The sequence below is a fragment of the Bradyrhizobium sp. UFLA05-109 genome (genome assembly GCF_054185165.1).
Genome location: NZ_JBBIAR010000022.1, coordinates 1 through 18,467 on the forward strand (window position 1 = coordinate 1; position 18,467 = coordinate 18,467).

Sequence of the window (18,467 nt, forward strand, 5' to 3'; positions counted from 1 at the left end):
ATAAGAGACAGGGGGAGTGCTTACCGACAATGGGATCCAGTTCACCTTCCCCCCGCGCTATGCGGACGGCCCGAACCGCCTACAACTACGCCCGGCGACTAAAGACCCTGAAGGGCCTCACGCCCTACGAATACATCTGCAAATGCTGGACTTCCCAGTCAGAGCGATTCAAACTCAATCCGCTCCAGCAAATGCCGGGACTAAACACCTAGACGATGAATATATCGTCGATCCGCGCCAGCTATGGTCCGGTTCATGGATCGATGATGCAGCCCTAGAACTAAGGGGCGAGGTGCGAATATGAACCTAGACCATATTTTCAGTCTCATCACCTTCGCGACCGGAGCGCTGTTCTACGTGGTGCTAATGACCACCCTACGGCGCAGACTTAGGCGCTGCATGGTCGTCCCGAAAAAATGGTACAACGGGAGGGGGGCCCACCGGGCCAGTTCGAGGCTGGGCCAGTAGGATGAAGGGCCAAGAAAGGCGCACCAAGCACGCATCCGATCCGCGGCGGACGTTGATGTCTACGTGCGGGCCGCGGCCACTATTGCGAATGACACTTTCAAGAACGGATAGCATCGATCATATGCGCCATGAAAATTGCTGCGCTGGGGAGAATGAGAATAGAAAAGAATAAGGTGCTGATCACGTCCGCCGCCTCCAATGCTGGAAGTGAACGCGCTCCTCGCTGCACAGTCAAAAAGCATCGCGACGGAATCGCGCTTTCATCGGCGGGCTGAGGATTCTCGGCAACATTCGAGTGCCGGACTGGACCTATCGGCCGAACGCCAAGAAAAGCAGTCCGCCGACCACGCCGGCTGCGAACAGTGGAAACAGGATGTCGGGCACAGCGCTTCCTCCGGTACCTTTCGGCGCACTACTCCTACGTTGCGGCTAGCTTTCGCGAAGCGTTGGCAATGTACAGCACTGCATTAGCCAGATTGACGTTGCCCTAACCGATTTCGCTGGTACGGACCGCGGGCGGTCCTGCTTACGCCACCGCATAGACACGTGAAGATACGGACAGTTTCACTACTCTTGGGGTCAAGCATCTTGCAAATAAGCCGAGGCTTGCTTCCGCAGCTTCGACAGTTGGGAGGCTCTTCGCCCAGGTCTATGGTTAGAAAGCTCATTTTGCAGCCTCGCTGGACAGCCAAAGGGAATGCTCGAGGCTCACGCGATTGAAGCCACCACAGCGGGGAAAAATGCGTTTTGGGGCCCGCCCTCTTTAGCCACGTCAGGCCAGCAAATCCGCGAAGTCGTCGAGCGCCACCCGCACCTGCGCTAGGGCGTGGCCGTAACTTTCGATGCTGGTCTTTCGATACACCAGATCAAGCGCGCCCTCGGCGCTCATGAGAGCAGTCAGGATCGTATTGAGTGTCTCTGCCGGAAGCAGCGATAGGCTCGGCACGGTCGGCATCGGTTCAGTCGGTTCGATCATTTCAACCCCACATCACACGAGACAAAAGGGTTTCGTCGCGCCGTGACAGATATGGTCACGGGCCCATTTTCCTGTGGATGTTTATGTGAAGGATGTTGACGCCTCAAATGCGGCGCCCGAGACGGGCAATCTTAAAAAGACTTAATTGTGGCGAATAGGCCACAGCTACCGGACGATCCACTTTGGGCTTACGGATATCCGTAACAACTCTTGCCGCCCGAACACCCGCGCGCCAGGCCATTGCTGTCCCGAAAAGTAAAATATCTTTCCCATTCAGCAAGGCATAAAGGCCGCACCATCTGCTCGCAGGGCCACGTTGCGGCGGATGACCAAAGGACCTAGCGCGACGAGACCTGGTGAAGGCGTTTAAGCAGCACGCCGGTAAACGGAAGGCATCGACGGAATACGAGACAGAGCAGGAAGCCTTCTGGAAAAATTATGAACGATTGAAGGCTGAGCCTTCGCTAGGGACGCCGCGAAGTCGAAAGAGAAATAGTGCGCGACGGCCAAACCGGACTTCAACGACTCGGCGGGCCGGGCCGTTGATCACGTCTTACGGCAGCGCCCCTCGCAGGTCTGCGACACCAAAATCCAATGTGCTTTGGGCCTTGCTGTGTTCTGACACAGCACTGACTCGAGCCGGGCCTTCATTTCGCGCGCGGATCGCGCCAAGCAGGAGCGCCGAGACCGTCAGGCAGCCGAGAACCGCTGTCAAATATAGGTTGGACCAATTGCGCATCATAATTCACCCGTGCGCATCCGCCCCGTTCCGCCGTGAGGTGCATGTTCGAGTCGCTGGGCAATTTGGTGGCGCGAGCGGGGCTTTAGTTAGTTCGGGCTCGCTCAGCGGGCCTCACACAGACCTTAGCGTCACTGGACTTGGCTTTGGACTGCTCCTCGCCATCAACACGTGATCGGCGGGTAATCCAAAGGCCGCTCCAGATGCGGCCTCTTTCATCTCCCCGGCAGCGTATACGACGTGACTGTAGTACGGCCGTTGGGTTTTCGAGGAGATACTATGCAACAGACAGCGACTCTTTAATTACTGTGCGCGTTCGAGCCTGCGACTTTACTCGATCCCGAGTCCGCGGTTTGGAGTGACGGGGAAATCGCGCGAACGTGCCATGTGTCGAATCAAATGGTCCGCCGGCTGCGCGACAGTAGTCCGGACGAACGCCGGTACGTGAACAGGTACGGCAGCATTTCGATCATGCGGACCTCGAACATCGGGCTGCGGGAATGACGCGCTTCACAAGTTTCAAAGTCGTCAACGGCGTGGTCGTATTTTTGGACGACGACGGGGCACCCGTGGCCGATTATCCACTCGGACCCTGGCAATCTGCACGGGAGATCGGACCGTTTATGATCCGGTGGCTCGGCGACGCGCCCGACACGGCTGGGGATGTGTTGGTTCGAGGTTGATTCCACGGCGTTTTTGAGTTGGGCGGCTATCGTCCCACCGGCGAGTAGGCGCACTGGACAGCGAGCGACAACGGCACCGAGCGCGACCGGCCAGGAGCGGCGTCGAGGGCAAGGGCTCGAATGGGCAGAGGAATTTAATCATATAGGCGCGTGCGCATCAGCGTGGCTATGGCTCCATTAAGCCGGACGAGCGCGGCGCGACCATGCTTTCTGTCACAGATAGAAAGACACTACCCAGGGCATCAAATGCGAGTGAGGCACTGGCTTGCTTTGAGCCAGATGTTGTTCACATGCAACCCTTAAGGAGGGATTATGATTGAACTACGTGAACTGACTGACACGGAAGTCGAGTCGGTGTGTGGCGGGGTCACCGACCTCGGCAAGTACATCACAAAGGCGGTCGATGACGCTATCAGCGCTGCCATCGGGGGTAACACACCCCCTGGTAACGGCCCTGGTGTTTATCCTCTGCCGGCGTACAGTCCGAAGTCGGTGCTTTAAGTCACGTTAAATCTCGAAACGCGACAGGAGCGACGGAGAGCCCGCTGCGAAATGGCGGCGGGCTTTTTTGTTTGGCGATGAAGTACGCCATCTCAAAAGGGTGATCATTGCGTCTAAATCGGATACGGGCGTGCGTGTTGGCGCGCTTGAGCTCGGCGGTGGCAACCAGCGCACAAAAGTCGAGCCGGTATCTGGCCCACTCGGCTAGGGGTGAGATTCGTCACAGCAGCAGGTTCAAACTCTGCGACAAAATGCTCGCGTGTCGGCGGAATGGTCCTCCACACTGTGAGATGGAGACTGATCCAATGAGTACCAAAGACAATAGCGAAATCCGTGAATTGAAAGCTGACGAGCTTGAGAGGGTAAGCGGCACGGGCGTCTTCCTGATCCCGCGGGCACCTCTCGGGCCGGCCATCCCGTCCCCATCGCCTACATCCGGCGGGACGGGCGGCGGCGGGGGCGGCGGCGGCAGCGGCAGCGGTCATCATACAAATTGATGAGGACGATCACTGCTAACGTTTCATGGAGACAGGACTAATACTTGCGATCTGCCCGGTGAACCTCCAAGGCCACCGGGCTTTTTCGTGTCCAAGAAACCTCCCAGCAGCGTTGCCGGATAGCGCGGCCCCGGCATCCCCAGCAGGATGCGCGCTGCCTGCCACCGTCGTGGCTAGGATCGTCTCCACTAAGCGGAATTGATGACAGCTTCGGAGTGTCGTTGCTCTGGCTCATGTTTGTCTCCATCCAAGCCAGACCTTCCGTCGCTGTGCGGCCACACTCGCGCAGCGTTCCCGTCCCCGCTGCGAAAGAAGAATTGTTCTGGGCGCAGGCCCAAGGCGGGAAAATTCTCGATTTGGGACCCACTCGCGCATCAATTGGCGTCGATTGGATCAGCTCAGTGCATCAGCTCTGCCATTCTTCCGGCGTGCCGTCTCTGCCCTGAAAATTCCGGTTCCTGACTCAGTAGGTAGGAGACTGGTTTCGATGACTGCGTGGTGGGCAGCCGGTTCGATATCGCGGTTGAAGACCTGCCTGCGGAAAGGCCCATTTTCGGCCGGCTTTTCGCGATCGGTGAGGGCGGCTCTTGTGTCTCTGCGCATAGGTCTCGTCTCTTAGGCACGTTTTGGGGCGGCTGTCTCCGGGGGCAAAAATCCCGTTCCCGCCGGCAAGTTGGTGGACCCATTCCGGTCTAAAGAGTCGATCGAGCCACTTGGGCTTGCGAGATCGCCGGCGCGGCAAGAGCCAAATTCAGTCGACCACTTATAGCGACGGCGCCCCGCGGGTGATGAGCTCGTCCCAGCATGTGCCGGCGCAGCTTCCTGACAGTTATCTCAACAGCTCAGAATCATTTCCCGGCGCCCCGTTGCAATGGACACCAAATTCTTCTGGATACGAAATACTTCGGTAGCTTGGCTGGCACAGAATATTTGAACGTTGGTAGATAACTGCATTTTTCGCGGAGCGAGTGGCATGGGAAGCACGGAATCAAACGATCTTGCAAAACTGTTCGCGGGCCTACAGCAGCGCCTGGCGAGCTCAAACTTGGACCTGCAAACCGTGAGAGATGTTTGCGAGAGCTTGGCTTTCTCCACCAAAGAACCTGAGGAAGTTACTTACGCCGAGGTCGACGCCGGTGGGGTGCCAGCCATCTGGTGTACCCCCGTCGGTTGCGACAACGATTGCGTACTGCTCCATTGCCACGCCGGTGGTACGGTCGTCTTCTCGATGCACAGCGATCGGAAGATTGCTGGTCATATCGCGAAGGCGGCGGGCATACGTGCTCTTGTTGTCGATTTCCGACGCTCGCCTGAAAACAAGTTTCCGGCCCAGCAGGACGACGTTGAGACGGCCTACCGCTGGCTGCTATCTCAGGGATATCGCGCAGAAAAGGTAGTTAGCGCTGGCCACTCGGTCGGGGGCAACCTTGCAGTAAGCCTATGCCTTCGGCTTCGGGATCATTCTACTCCGTTGCCTGCGGCTATCCTTTCGATTTCCTCCTGGTATGACCCCGAACTCAAGAGTGCGACGTACAAGAGCAATGCCCACACGGACAAGATATTGTCCATGGCTCTCATGGAATTTTTTCGCGAAAGCTGGTTGGGGGGAACCGGCGTAGCCCATAACGATCCACGCGTGAACTTGCTCTACTCTAACCTATCGGGGTTGCCGCCGATCAACATCCACTATGGCGCGCATGAGTTGTTGGTTGGAGAGGTGCTGGAGTTCGCGAACCGCGCCAAGGCGGCGTCGGTTAATGTAACGCATCACGCGGTGCCGGAAGGCCAACACCTTTTTTTGCTAGGCGCGGGCCGTGTGCCCGAGACGGATGCCGCGATAGCCGACATGGGCCGTTGGCTCCGGTCTAAGCTCGCGGCGAAGCATTAGAGGGCTTCGTTCGAGCGACTGCGACCGCTGTTCGCTCCCTCTGTGCGAGCAGCAAACGCGGTCGAAATTGCGTTTGACTTTTTTGGCGAACGAGCGGGGAGCTAATCGCTCCGGCATCGCATGTCCTGCGCTGTCATGCAGGCGAATCCAACATGTGACGGGAAGGACATTCAACATGCGTCTTATCGACAAGCGTCCTGAATCGGTCCTCGGCCTATACCGTCGGCTCGAGGACTGGCAGAGAACACCAGATAAGGGTGGCCTCGTCCATGTAGATCCCGCCCGCGACCCCAACCCAATAGCTCCAGCCATGCTGCAGGCGGCCAGATCCCTTGGGATTCCGACCTTCGATGACCAGAATGGTGAAATGATGGAGGGTGATGGCGGGGCAGCCGTCACCAACGTTCGAATTCACAACGGTCGCCGTTTGTCGCTGTTTCGTACATATACTCATCCCTATATGGAACGGCACAATCTCACAGTGCTCACCCGCGCGCTCGTGGTACGCGTCGCATTCACCGGCAAGCGAGCGGTAGGGGTCGAATTCCTTCGGGACGGCCAGTCGCACCGGATTGCCGCGCGCCGCGAGATCGTACTTTGCCTTGTGCAGTCAACACGCCCAAAGTACTGATGCAATCGGGAATCGGCGATGAGAGCGAATTGACCCGCGCCGGCTTCGTTGTCGTGCAGCCTCTAGTCGTCAATGGCAGATTCCAGGTGTACGGCATCGACAACCTGCGCATCGCCGATGCGTCGGTCATGCCGCGCATCACGACCAGCAACACCCCTGGCGACTTGTGTAATCATTGGAGAGCGCGCCGCCCAGCTGATCCGCGCGACATACGGAATCTGATGCGTGGGCTTGTGCGACGATCAGGCGGACGATCTGGTACAAGATTCTGCGAATGCACGCTGTCGTTCGTTGCTGTGCCGCACTAGGTTCTGTCCAAGTGTAACGTTCACGGCAGGAAGAGTGGCGGCGACTCCTTTTGAGGAATACAAGTATGAGCACGACTAAGCCGAAGCCGACGGATAACGGCGGGACCGAAGAACTCGACGTCATTATTGTGGGCGCGGGATTTGCTGGCATTTATCTCCTTGACCGCCTGCGCGGCATGGGCATGTCAGTCCAGGTGTTTGAGGCTGGGAGTGGTCCTGGGGGTGTCTGGCATTGGAATTGTTATCCGGGGGCGCGCGTCGATTCTCCCGGCCCAATGTATCAGTTTTCGCGCGAAGACCTGTGGCGAGATTGGAAGTTCAGCGAGCTCTATCCCTCATGGGAAGAGATCCGCGAGTATTTCCGCTACGTGGACGAAAAACTCGCCCTTAGTCGGGACATTCGCTTCAATAGGCGCGTGAACGCGGCGGAGTTTGACGCGGCGCGCAATCGTTGGACGGTCCGTTCGAGCGATGGCTCCGTAAGCAGGCCGCGTTATCTCGTGCTCTGCACTGGTTTAAGTTCGAAGCCCTACATACCGGACCTGCCAGGTCTGAGCGATTTCGCCGGGGAGCGTCATCACACAGCGCTTTGGCCGCAGCAAGGCCTGGATCTGAAGGGCAAGCGGGTCGGAGTCATCGGTACAGGAGCGAGCGGCGTGCAGATGGCTCAAGAAGCCGCCGCCGTGGCCGCCCACCTCACCGTTTTCCAGCGCACGCCCAATCTGGCTCTGCCGATGCGGCAGAAAAAGCTGGACGACGACACAATCCGCCGCATGAAGGAGGGCTATCCGCTCGCATACCAGAAGCGCAGAACTTCGTTCGGCGGCTTTGACTACCAATTTCTCGACAAAGCCGCGTCGGAGGTTTCCGAGGAGGAGCAGCAAGCGACGTTTGAACGCGTTTGGGAGATCGGTGGCTTTGCGCCGTGGGTTGGCTCGTTCAACGACCTTCTTTTCAACGAAAAGTCGAACCGCGTCGCCTACGATTTCTGGCGCGACAAGACGCGGGCGCGGATCAAAGATCCAGCAGTTGCCGAGATTCTGGCACCGATGGAGCAGCTTCACCCCTTTGGCGCAAAGCGGCCGTCCCTAGAGCAGAACTTTTTTGAGATCTTCAATCAATCCAACGTGAGCCTTGTCGATCTCCGCAAAACGCCGATCAAGAGAGTGACCCGCGGCGGTATCAAGACGTCAGCCGGCGAATACGACCTGGATATCCTTGTTCTGGCTACCGGGTTTGATGCGGTGACGGGTGGGCTGACCAACATTGATATCCGGGGCGCGGACGGCAGGACTCTGAAGGATAAATGGGCGGAGGGCGTTCGAGCCCATCTGGGAGTGGCAGCCGCCGGCTTCCCGAATCTCCTCTTTGTCTATGGCCCGCATAGCCCCAACGCTCTTGCCAATGGACCGACCTGCGCGGAGCTTCAAGGAGATTGGATAGCTCAGATGCTGGACCACGTACGCCAACGCAATTGGGCGCGGTTCGAGGCCATGGTTCAAGCGGAGGAGGCGTGGCGCGCGAAGGTGCTCAAGATAGCGGACGCCACTCTCTTTCCTCGCGCCGACTCCTGGTATTTCGGAGCGAACATACCTGGTAAGCGGCGGGAGATGCTGGCCTTCGCCGGTGGTCTTGGGACGTACATGACGATATGCAACGAAAACGTTGAGCGCGGGTACGACGGATTCGTAATCTCCGAAGCCTTTGAGTCACCATTTTGATGTCGCTGTCGGAAAGTACATCGCATTCGGTCCTAAACCGCGTGGCGTGGAGCTCACGCGGTCGAGGAGGGAGCAGCCGGCCGAGGTTCGGAGGCTCCCGTTCTATCCAGTTGGAAAGGAAGCAACAATGAGTGGATTGCGGCTGACTGTCGGCACCCACCTGACGCGTCCATGGTCTGACTTGGGAAAGAGTTTGTTACGTATATATCGCGATGGTAGGCGTCAGCCGCAAACCGCGCTGCCAAATCGCGGCGTCGGCGTGCAAGGGGGCAGTGAGGGCGATCTTGAAACTGGCGGCGAGAAAGCAGACAGCTCCTGAAGTCCGAGTAGAAGCGGTCGTTCGTCGTTGCGCTTAAGGGACCAAGCGATCACGCTGAAAATTCCCTAAACGCACATCTTGCCTGGGAACAGGCGGGCTTACGTCAGCCTGTGTAGGGCGGAGGAGAAGGAGGCATATCGCGCAGGAACTGATAGCGGCCGTGACCCTTGATCGCGGCGAGGTCGTGCGAGGATCAGCCCGCGCGGACGTTCGACTGTGATCTCGACGCCGTTTTCCAAGAAATCGATTACCGTAATGCCGCAACGACCATCGCCGCCATGTAGCTGCGGCGCGGCAAAGGCGACAGCGGGTACCCATAGATGCCGCTGACGGCCAAAGGTGCGGTCGATATGCTCATGCAGGTGACCGCTGACGATCAGCCGTACGTCGGACTTAGTGAGCTTGTCGAGCACTCGTGTCCGAACCGAGGGCAGCATGCACGAGGGACTCACAACATCGTCGGTTGGACCTTCGAGGAAGAGAGGCTTGTGCAGGAACAGCGCGAAGCGGCACCCGGCTGTGCTCAACTGCTCGTCAAGCCAGTGATCCTGTGCATGTTCCCGCGCCAGACCCGAGCCGAAAAGCTGCGCGTTGACACCGAGCAGGCGCCAGCCCCCTGCATCCAGGGCCCAGCGATCGGTAGCAAATGAGCTGTCCCATCGTGTGAGTCGATCTTCATCAATGATCTGGTGAGAGTCTTGGCCGGGTGGCTCGTCGCCTACGTCGTGGTTACCCGGCAGGGCCATGACAGGTGTACGCAGGTTCCCCAGCGCGGTAGCTGCGAAGGCGATTTCGGCGTCGCTGTCAGGTCCGTTGATCGCCAGATCGCCATTGACGATCACTGCATCGGCCTTCGCCGCTTCGGCAAAATCGCGCGCCACGCACCAGTTCTCCCAGAAGAAACCGTGCGTCGGCGAAAGGTGGATGTCCGATAGGATGACGATGCGGGCCATGCTGGCTTCCTAACCCTGTGCGAGCAGACTAGAACATTGCTGCTCGCGAGTTGGCGACATGGCGCTATTGAACGCGAATCGTGTGACGTTTTCACCGCCAACAATACGGGATTTGAGCCCGCGTTTGAAGCGAGTGCTCGAAGCAAGACAGTCTAGACAACACGAGAAACAAACTCCGAAACTCCAGTTTGCGGTTTTCGCGATTGTGCTGTGACAAGTCGATGAACTCGCCCCGCGCACTCTTGCGATCAGCCTTGCCGTATTCGAGTTTGGAACGGGATTTTTGCCGCCGGAGACAGACGCGCCAGGCGCGCCGCAGCTTTGCGTTCCAGGATGTCAGGATCGGCGGAAAAATATTTACCGGTGTCGGACCGCTGCCGACTGATTCGTCCTCAGGTCAGAGCAGACGTAGCCACCCACTCTTTGGAGGGAATTATGCAGTACTTGTGTCTCGTCTACGGCACTGAAGACAGCTTGCCCGTGATGCAAAACCCCAACCCCATGTCTCGAGCTGAGGTGGACGCCCTCGCGCAAGATTCCTTGGCCTACAACGGCATGCTCCGGACCAGCGGTCATTTCATCGTTGCTCATGCCCTCCAATCCGTTCGGACGGCGACCACCGTGAGGGTGCGGGGCGGAAAAGTCCTCGTGACCGACGGTCCCTTCGCCGAAACCAAGGAGCAGCTGCTTGGTTTCGTTCTGATCGAAGCCAAGGACCACTATGAAGCGGTCGAGGTGGCCTCCAGAATCCCGCTGGCGCGCCTCGGCAGCATCGAGGTGCGCCCAATCATGGATCGGGTGAGATAGGCAAGCCTGGCCTCGCTGTCGGATCGCAGCTGCGCGTTCGGCGTAGGCTGCTTGGCCCTGGTTAAGCTGCGTTGCTTCGCTGTCTCAGAAATTGACTCGAGACGGTCAGCTTAGATTAGATTGAGACAGCAGCCAGACACCTTACCGCTTGACGACACTACGCTTCGGCAGCGACTTCTGAAGCAGTGCTCGCTCCTTGGCCGCCTCAGCCAGACCAGCACCGATCTGGCTCCGAGCAATGCCTATATCCCATAGCTCGCGATCGGAAAAATTCCGCAGAACAGCCAGGTTGGCTTGACGCTCGCGCTCCGCGATGATGGCAGCAACGAAGTTGTTGATCACCCGAAAAACGCCCCGCGCAAAATTCCGTGTTGATCTCTGAACCGCAATCGGGGTCGTGTCAGTAATGTTGCTCAGAATGCTCATGGTGGACCGTCACTCGAACGTTTGGTCCCCCTTCTCCACTTGCAGCATTGCAAGCGGCACGCCTCCAAGGCTTTGAGATAAGATTGAATTTCCCTTGAGGTCAGCTTGTGAACCATCACTTAAACGTGCAGTTCTCGTGAACAGTCCGGTAAGGTGTCGCGATGCTCGACCTCATCAACTGGATCCGCGAAGAGGGGCGCAGCAATGATGATTTGAGCACGATCCTGGAGAAGTACAGCGTGTGGCGGCGGCGCTCCTCATCGCGATCTGTGGCGCGGATCATATTTGCTCACATTTAAGTTCTTTCCATTTTGACCCTGACCTCGCGCCATTGCGCCACGTGACGCATCTGACAGCAAGCCGCGCTTATATATTGGATAAGCTACTTTAATCCGATCACCATCGAGTCCGCACCAACAAGCGGCTCGACCCGCGTTTTTGAAAATCCGACTTCGCGCATCCAGGCCTGACAGTCCTCCGCCGTATAGTCGAACCCACCGGGAGTTTCGATCAGCATATTTAAGCTCATCATGAGACCGAAAGCGTTTTTACGGCGATCATCATCGATGATGGCGTCATAAACGACGACTGCGCCGCCTTTCGGAAGAGCATCAAATACTTTGCCAAGAAGTACCTTTTTCTGGGCAAGGTCCCAATCATGGAGGATGTGACCCATAACGATGGCATCAACTTTCGGCAGAGTGTCCTCGAAGAAGTTTCCACCTGTCCTGAACCCCGCGGTGAGCAATAAATTCTTCAAAGACTGGTTTGACCGGGGGAAGGTCGAAGCCGATACCGGTGAGGTGGGGATGGGCGCGGGCAAGAATGGCGGGAACAATGCCCTGAGCTGAACCAAGATCCATGAAGATCTTGTAGTCTCTCCATGGGAAGTTGGCGGCGATGGCGTGGGCCGCACCCGCACTTACTCCACTCATCGCGCTCAGAAACCTGCGCAACTGTTCCGGATCGGCATACAGTGTCGCAAAGATGTCTTCTCCTCCACCCTTACTCTCGTTCTGCAATTCCCCGGTGCGCAGGGCCTCCGTGAGCGATCCCCAGTAGCCATAGAGCCGGGCATTTGCCATCTCCAAAACACCGCCGATATAGGAGGGCTTGGCTCGATCGAGAAACAGGTCAGTGTCGATGGTGTTGCTATAGATGCCGTTCTCGCGCTCCAGCAACTTGAGCGCCACAAGCGCATCGAGGAAGTCGCGCGCTGATCGCTGATGCAGCGCAAGTTTTCTTTGAAGCGTCGGCAGGTCGGCGGGTGCATTGGCCAAGGTGCTGAACACGCCCAGTTCCACAGCACTCAGAAGTGTTTTGGATGCCCAAAAGCCCATACCAACTTGCATAATATGTTCCGGTGTTGCTGCGCTCACGACCTGACCCTCGAATTGGCTGTGACTTGGTACGCCAGAATAGTTGCGAAGTCCCGCTACGGCGTCATTTCAATAACGGCAAAACGATTACGGTCGTAACGCTCGGTTCGCTAGATACCACCTCCTCCACGGGCACGATAGTGCCAAGGAGTGGGCGCCGTTTTGAGGCTCCCACGATTCGGAGGAGCAACTTGCGCAAGCTGCAGAGGGCGTTTCATCCCGATAGGGAGATGGACGCGGGCCGCAAAAAGCAGTTGAGCGAAGCCTTTCAGATTTTACGCCTGGAGCAGGACGAGCTCGTCAACGAGCGCGTCCACGCCATTGCCACCCGGCGGACAAATGAGTTGCGCACGATGGAGCGCAGATCGTGGCGCTTGCCTCAACTTGCCGTGAACAGGCCGCGGCAGATTGCAGTTGTAACCCTTCAGCGCGGTCAACTGCGAATCTGCAATCGACGTGTAACCGCGGACCGCGACGCTCATGCCCTGCTCGCCGGAACCGGAGGGATAGACATGGACGCAATCACAACTCACGAAGCCAAAATCACTGCCGACGAACAGGTGGACAAATGGCTGTCCAAGTTCGGCGCCGCCGCATCGTCCGCCAACATCGATGCGCTGCTAGCGCTATTCCATGCTGACGCATCCTGGCGCGACCTTCTTGCCTTCACCTGGAACATAGGTACCGCCGAGGGGCGAAGTGCCATCCGAGAGATGTTAGGTGCGTGTCTCACACGAACGTCCCCGCTTGCTTGGAGCCGGCAAGGACCAGCGCGCCTCGACGATGAGATCGTCGAAGGGGTGGCGACGTTTGAAACCAGGGTCGCGCGCTGCAAGGCGGTTATTCGCTTGAAGCACGGCAAGGCGTGGACGTTGCTCACATGCATGTCGGAGCTCAAGGAACTCGAAGCGGGGTTCGATGCGCGGCGTCGCGTGGAGTCTAACGGACGTGAATATGACCGAACGAAGCAACCGAATCATGAAAGAGAGAGCGAGAAGCTCGCGCCGACGCATCAACCCTATTGCGTAGTCGTCGGCGCCGGACATTGCGGAACTGCGCTGGGTGCGCAACTCCGACAGCTCGGTGTGCCGACGCTGCTTATCGATAGCCGCGAGCGACCTTCCGATACCTGGCGCGATCGCCACGACTCGCTGTCGCTGCACTCACCATCATATTTTGATCAGATGCCGGGGTTCCCCTATCCGGCGACCTGGCCGCTGCACCCTTCGAAGGAACAGTTCGCCAATTGGCTCGACGCCTACCGGTCCGTGATGGCCGTTGACGTATGGACTTCGGCCAAGTGTGTCGCGGCCGACTTCGACGACGCATGCGGCAGATGGCGGCTCCAGGTTAATCGCGACGGTCGCACGATCGAACTCAAGTGCGAGCAGCTTGTCCTGGCGACCGGACTATTCGGAGCACCGAAAGTGCCGGAAATCGCAGGCAAGCAGAGGTTCAAGGGGCTGCAGCGTCACGCCAGCCAGTACCGCAGGAGCCCGGATTACAGCGGACGCCGTTGCGTCGTCGTAGGGGCAGGCACTACGGCGCACGACGTTGCCGCCGACCTGTGGGCGTCCGGCGCCGACGTCACGATGGTCCAGCGCAGTCCGACCATCGTTATGAAATTGGAGGCATTGATTGAGGGATTTTCCCAACTCTATGGCGAGGCGGCGAAAGCGCGAGGTATAACGACGGAACTTGCCGACCTGCTGTTCGCCGCAACGCCGATGCGGCATCTGGTGCGCATGCATCAGCAGCTTGTGACGCAGCTCAAACAGCGGCATGCCAGGTTTTATCAAGGTTTGGATCGCGCCGGCTTTCAGTTAACTTTTGGCGAGGACGAGTCCGGTGTTTTCCCGCAAATATTGCGCGATCCCGCCGGCTACTACGTCGACGTCGGGGCCTCCGAGTTGGTCATCGACGGCCGCATCAAGCTGAAGAGCGGTGTCGGCGTCAGCGGGCTTGCTGAAGACTCCGTAGTTTTGAGCGATGGAAGCGAGTTGCCGGCGGATGCGATCTTTTACGCCACCGGCTACGAGCGGATGTCAGTGGCGCCCATCGTCGGTGAAGAACTTGCCGCCAAAGCGGGCCGGCTGTGGGGGCTCGGCTCGGGCACCCGCAACGATCCCGGCCCCTGGGAGGGCGAGCTCCGGAATATGTGGAAGCCGACGCAACAAACAGGATTGTGGTTCCACGCCGGCGGAATCGGAATGTCGCGCTTCTATTCACGAATTCTGGCTTTGCAGATCAGGGCTCGTCAGATCGGACTATCGACTCCGGTCTACATGGTCGCTGATGCGTCGCACGCGGGGTGAGCACCATTGCGTAGGGCGGATTCGCGGAGCGTAATCCGCCGGCGGATTGCAGAATGGACAGGACCTATTCAGGAAAGTCTCCATGGCCATCGACTTTACGCTAACGCCGAAGCAACGTGAGCTCCAACTTGAATGCCGCCGGTTTGCGGCGGAAGTGTTGGCAGGCGCGAGGGCGGCCGAGTTGCTGCCGACGGCGGAGGAGCGGTTCCTCGCGACCAGGCCCGTCTACGAAGCCATGGTGGCCGCAGGCTTTCTGAGAAAGTCCATTCCGCAACCTGCGGGCGGCGAGAACGCTGGCCTGATCGACATGGCCATCATGGCCGAGGAATTTTACAGCGTGAATGCCAGCGTCACCTTGACGATGCTCGGAACGGTGCTTGGTCTATTGCCGATCTTGCTGGGCGGCACGCCGGAGCAGAGTAGCCGGCTGCTCGCTCCGTTCTTGAGGAAGAGTGGAGTGCCGCTGGCCGGCTTCTGCTCCAGCGAACCGGGAGGCAGCGCCAACACTGCTTCTCCGCCGCCCGGCGAAGGCGTGCGTACCGTTGCCAAACTTCACGGCGATCGCTGGGTCATCAATGGCCGGAAGAAATGGGTCTCCTCTGCGACCGGGTGGGATCGCAAAGGTGCGGATGTCCTGTGCGTAGTCTGCCGGACCGCGCCCGACGCTCCACCAGAGAAAGCGATTTCCATCGTCGCGGTCGAACGCCCTACATCCGGTATCGTCTTCGAGCGTGCAATCGAATCCGTGGGTCACCGCGCGCATCTCACGCCGCAATTCGGTTTCGAGAACGTTTCCGCGCCGAGGCACAATCTTCTCGGAGAGGAAGGCGGCGGCCTTGCCCTGACGGCCGCCAGCTTCACCGGGACCGCGGCGCTGGTTGGTATTCTCGGCGTGGCGCTGATGCGGGCGGCGTTCGACTTCGCTCTGCAATTCGCCCGAACCGAACGGCGCGGCGGCGTTCATCCGATCATCGAGCATCAGGCGGTGGGATATGCATTGGCCGACGCGAAGACGATGATCGAAGCGACGCGATATCTGAGCTGGCGCGCGTGCCACGCTGTCGACGCGCAATCTCCCGCCGCCGACGAACTTGCGATACAGGCCAAGATCTACGGCTCGGAGACAGCGGTTCGTGTGATCACCGATCTAATGCGTGTCGTCGGCATCGACAGCTATGACCATGAAGCCCCTCTCGGAAGTCTCCTGCAGGATGCGCTCGCGCTTCCGATCTTCGATGGAGGCAATATGGGAGTCCGACGGCGTCAGCTTCATACCATACTGAAGCGACCGGACTACGAGCCGCTGCTCGCGAGCGGTGGAACTTGAAGCCCCGGAGCCGATCTCGCTTTCAATTTTTCGGCATATGGAATCTGGTCAGTAGATGGGTGAAATCATGAGCACATCGCAAAGGGTGGCAGTCGTAACAGGAGCGTCGCAGGGGATCGGGGCAGCGCTTGTTCAGGCGTTCCGAAGACGCAACTATAAGGTTGTGGCGACGTCCCGATCCATCAAGCCTGTCGCCGATTCCGATATCGCGACGGTGCGGGGAGATGTGGCCGACCCGAAGACCGCGGATCTGGTGTTCAAGCAAGCGCCGGATCGCTTCGATAGCGTCGACACGCTAGTCAACAACGCCGGTATGTTCATGGCCAAGCCGTTTACCGCGACGACGACCACGCTGCCTATATAGCAACCAAGGGTTCTTTCATATGACCCAGCGGGCGATAGAGATCATGAACAAGCAAGGAAATGGTCCTGTCGTAACTGTTACGACCAGCCTCGTCGACCAGCCGATGACCAGCGTACCGGATCTCTCACCCAGGGTGCCTTGAACGCCGCGACAAATTCGCTCGCGATCGAGTACGCCAAAAAAGGGTGTGCGCGTGAATGCGGTCTCGCCGGGAATCACCAAGACGCCGATGCATCCACCCGAGGCCCATCCGTTCCTGGCCTCGCTACAGCCGATGGGCCGAATGAGGGAAAAGTCGGATGTCATGGACGCGGTCATGTACTTGGACTCGGCGCGTTTCGTGACCGCGGAAATTCTCCACGTCGACGGAGGACAGGCGGCCGGTCACCATGCGATCTAGCAGGGGACGGGGTTAGGCGACCTCAGGGTGGCGGGTTGATCGCGGCGGCGGAGGGCGCACTCTATGCGGCAAAAGGCACGGGCCGCAACCAATCTGGTTGCCGCTAGCCACATCGAGTGATGACCTGAAAGCCGATCAAGCGGGCGTTGCCTCGGTGGCGCCGGATACGGAAGCCAGCTCTGTTTCCAGCAGTGTACGAGTCCTGCTGTGGCCCTGAACCGAAGAGAAACGATGTGGGGGTGAGCGAGGAGTTTGGATTTTCTCTGCCCCCCGCCCCTGGCGACCAGCGTTCCTGATCGCCCCGTTTGGCTCCGCCAACTGAAGTACGACGGCGGCCGTCACCGCCTGGATTTTTCTCAACTCCTGATCGCAGGCTTCAACGGTAGCGCAAAACCCCGGGCGCGAAATGCGCACGTAGCAGAACGCCGTCAACCTTCTCTGCATCGAATTCCAGGCCGGAGAGGAACGATGTTGTTGAGGAATGGCGTTTCTGTTGGCTTAATGGTCGTTGCGCTCGGTTCAATCGCAGTAAGCCGACCGGCAAGTGCGCAAGATGGCAGCAACGGGAATTTTGGCGCGTTAGCGGCCATCGGCGCGGGCGGCACGACTGGGATGTTCCAACAGGAGCAAGGCCGAGCGCCTATTTGGCCATCGCCAACCGCGCCCGATTGATATTCCCGCCGCCGAGCTGTCACCATTTGATCGCGTACTGCGCCAGGAGAACGAGCGTATCGACAGCAAGATCGTCATCTGTCGTGGTTGCTAACACCTCGGGGCAGTGGGCGAGAGATTTTTCTACAGCTTGCAGCTTGTGCCTCGGGTCAGCAAGGCCGGTTTTTTTGGGGCGTGAAGCGTTCCGCCTCGGGCTGTGGGCAGCCCTTCCGCGTTCGTGAGGCGGATTTTGAAGCTCTGAATCTGAAGCCAAGATCACGCAGGCGGGGCTAACCGACCGCAACGCAAATTCCTAAATTAGGAGCGGTTGAGCCAGGGCCACAGCACCATGCCAATCGCGAAGTCGCCGATCACGATCGCCCAGACACTAACCCAGACGTTGCCGATGGTCTGGCGTCTGGCCTCGTTTTTCGCACCCCGCACCTCAGCGCCGGCGCTGGCTTCGCGTCCGCCAACCCGGTGGCTGCCGTAGGGGTAAGCTGGCCGGTTACGTTTGAAACGCATTCCCTCCTGAGCTGCAATCGAACCGTAGTTTGCCAACTCCAGACTGCCGCTCTTTCGCTCGCAGCGTGGAGGAGTCCGATGACAGCGCTTCGCGACAAGCAAGGGTCGGCGACCAGCAGGGTCCAGAGGCCCACTTATGGCCGTCTGTCAAATGCAAAACCTGATCGCGCGTTCGGAGGTTCGGCCGTGACCAGGATCGCGCATTGCTGTTGCGGCTCGCTACGCGCAGAGGCGACCGGCGAGCCGGCGTTTGTAGGGGCGTGTCATTGCACGGAGTGCCAACGGTGTACCGGCTCGCCCTTTGGCGTCCCGAAAGAGCAGGTGCGCACCGAGGGGCCGAGCAAGGTCTACGTGCGTGGCAGCGACTCGGGGCGAAAGATCGAAATTCATTTCTGCCCCGACTGCGGCTCGTCGGTGTTCTGGCATGGGGAACTCTATCCGGACTTGGTCGGTATCGCCTTTGGCACATTCGCCGACCGGTCGATGCCGTGGCCGACCTGTCCGTGTGGGAGGCGACACGGCATCCCTGGGTGACCTTCGATCACGAACTCCTTCACTTTGGACGTCAACCCGAGTTGGTCGAAGGCCC

15 protein-coding genes and 2 pseudogenes are annotated in these 18,467 nt (G+C 58.9%); 11 read left to right on the forward strand and 6 right to left on the reverse strand.

Features of this window, described 5'->3' with window-relative positions; genetic code table 11:
- Positions 1 to 77: 77 nt before the first annotated feature.
- Positions 78 to 212, forward strand: a pseudogene (locus Q3C01_RS17635) (IS481 family transposase); the annotation flags it as partial.
- A 1,028-nt stretch (positions 213 to 1,240) separates the two neighbouring features.
- On the opposite strand, the gene Q3C01_RS17640 reads toward Q3C01_RS17635, so the two are convergent.
- Entirely contained in the window at positions 1,241 to 1,444 is a 204-nt protein-coding gene (locus tag Q3C01_RS17640; RefSeq protein ID WP_458146589.1) for a hypothetical protein, read from the reverse strand.
- A gap of 3,393 nt (positions 1,445 to 4,837) precedes the next feature.
- Here Q3C01_RS17640 and Q3C01_RS17645 point away from each other — a divergent pair.
- The 4 genes from Q3C01_RS17645 (at position 4,838) to Q3C01_RS17660 (ending at position 8,412) form a co-directional block, all read left to right on the forward strand.
- Positions 4,838 to 5,752, forward strand: coding sequence for an alpha/beta hydrolase (locus Q3C01_RS17645; protein WP_458146590.1), 915 nt, complete (start codon positions 4,838 to 4,840; stop codon positions 5,750 to 5,752).
- 175 nt (positions 5,753 to 5,927) lie between these two features.
- Positions 5,928 to 6,383, forward strand: coding sequence for a GMC family oxidoreductase N-terminal domain-containing protein (locus Q3C01_RS17650; protein WP_458146591.1), 456 nt, complete (start codon positions 5,928 to 5,930; stop codon positions 6,381 to 6,383).
- Positions 6,383 to 6,691, forward strand: coding sequence for a GMC oxidoreductase (locus tag Q3C01_RS17655; protein WP_458146592.1), 309 nt, complete (start codon positions 6,383 to 6,385; stop codon positions 6,689 to 6,691). The genes Q3C01_RS17650 and Q3C01_RS17655 overlap by 1 nt, the downstream gene beginning before the upstream one ends.
- A gap of 65 nt (positions 6,692 to 6,756) precedes the next feature.
- A complete protein-coding gene (locus Q3C01_RS17660; protein ID WP_458146593.1) occupies positions 6,757 to 8,412 on the forward strand; it encodes a flavin-containing monooxygenase in 1,656 nt (551 codons plus the stop codon).
- Positions 8,413 to 8,829: 417 nt separating this feature from the next.
- On the opposite strand, the gene Q3C01_RS17665 is transcribed toward Q3C01_RS17660, so the two are convergent.
- Positions 8,830 to 9,684, reverse strand: a complete 855-nt coding sequence (locus Q3C01_RS17665; protein ID WP_458146594.1) for a metallophosphoesterase family protein — start codon at positions 9,682 to 9,684, stop codon at positions 8,830 to 8,832.
- 435 nt (positions 9,685 to 10,119) lie between these two features.
- Between Q3C01_RS17665 and Q3C01_RS17670 the strand changes: the two genes are divergently transcribed.
- Positions 10,120 to 10,491 carry a YciI family protein gene (locus tag Q3C01_RS17670; protein ID WP_458146595.1) on the forward strand — a complete coding sequence of 124 codons (372 nt, stop codon included), beginning with the start codon at positions 10,120 to 10,122 and terminating at the stop codon, positions 10,489 to 10,491.
- Between the two features lie 141 nt (positions 10,492 to 10,632).
- Here Q3C01_RS17670 and Q3C01_RS17675 read toward each other — a convergent pair whose 3' ends face one another.
- A complete protein-coding gene (locus Q3C01_RS17675; RefSeq protein WP_458146596.1) occupies positions 10,633 to 10,917 on the reverse strand; it encodes a YjiS-like domain-containing protein in 285 nt (94 codons plus the stop codon).
- Positions 10,918 to 11,078: 161 nt separating this feature from the next.
- Here Q3C01_RS17675 and Q3C01_RS17680 point away from each other — a divergent pair, with 161 nt between their 5' ends.
- A complete protein-coding gene (locus Q3C01_RS17680; protein ID WP_458146597.1) occupies positions 11,079 to 11,216 on the forward strand; it encodes a hypothetical protein in 138 nt (45 codons plus the stop codon).
- Between the two features lie 83 nt (positions 11,217 to 11,299).
- Here the strand turns inward: Q3C01_RS17680 and Q3C01_RS17685 are convergent, their stop codons facing one another.
- Complete coding sequence (locus Q3C01_RS17685) at positions 11,300 to 11,593, reverse strand: methyltransferase (RefSeq protein WP_458146598.1); 294 nt, start codon at positions 11,591 to 11,593, stop codon at positions 11,300 to 11,302.
- A gap of 10 nt (positions 11,594 to 11,603) precedes the next feature.
- The gene (locus tag Q3C01_RS17690; RefSeq protein ID WP_458146599.1) at positions 11,604 to 12,296 is read right to left on the reverse strand and encodes a methyltransferase family protein; all 693 of its coding nucleotides are present in this window, start codon (positions 12,294 to 12,296) and stop codon (positions 11,604 to 11,606) included.
- Between the two features lie 191 nt (positions 12,297 to 12,487).
- Here Q3C01_RS17690 and Q3C01_RS17695 point away from each other — a divergent pair, with 191 nt between their 5' ends.
- From Q3C01_RS17695 to Q3C01_RS17705, 3 genes and pseudogenes are all read left to right on the forward strand, one after another.
- Complete coding sequence (locus Q3C01_RS17695) at positions 12,488 to 14,611, forward strand: FAD-dependent oxidoreductase (protein ID WP_458146600.1); 2,124 nt, start codon at positions 12,488 to 12,490, stop codon at positions 14,609 to 14,611.
- Between the two features lie 82 nt (positions 14,612 to 14,693).
- The gene (locus tag Q3C01_RS17700; protein WP_458146601.1) at positions 14,694 to 15,938 is read left to right on the forward strand and encodes an acyl-CoA dehydrogenase family protein; all 1,245 of its coding nucleotides are present in this window, start codon (positions 14,694 to 14,696) and stop codon (positions 15,936 to 15,938) included.
- 67 nt (positions 15,939 to 16,005) lie between these two features.
- Positions 16,006 to 16,702: pseudogene (locus tag Q3C01_RS17705) on the forward strand (SDR family NAD(P)-dependent oxidoreductase).
- A 969-nt stretch (positions 16,703 to 17,671) separates the two neighbouring features.
- Here Q3C01_RS17705 and Q3C01_RS17710 read toward each other — a convergent pair.
- On the reverse strand, positions 17,672 to 17,878 hold the full coding sequence (locus Q3C01_RS17710) for a hypothetical protein (protein ID WP_458146602.1): 207 nt from the start codon (positions 17,876 to 17,878) through the stop codon (positions 17,672 to 17,674).
- A 78-nt stretch (positions 17,879 to 17,956) separates the two neighbouring features.
- Here Q3C01_RS17710 and Q3C01_RS17715 point away from each other — a divergent pair, with 78 nt between their 5' ends.
- Positions 17,957 to 18,412: a GFA family protein gene (locus Q3C01_RS17715; RefSeq protein WP_458146603.1), complete on the forward strand. Its 456-nt coding sequence runs from the start codon at positions 17,957 to 17,959 to the stop codon at positions 18,410 to 18,412.
- Positions 18,413 to 18,467: the final 55 nt, after the last annotated feature.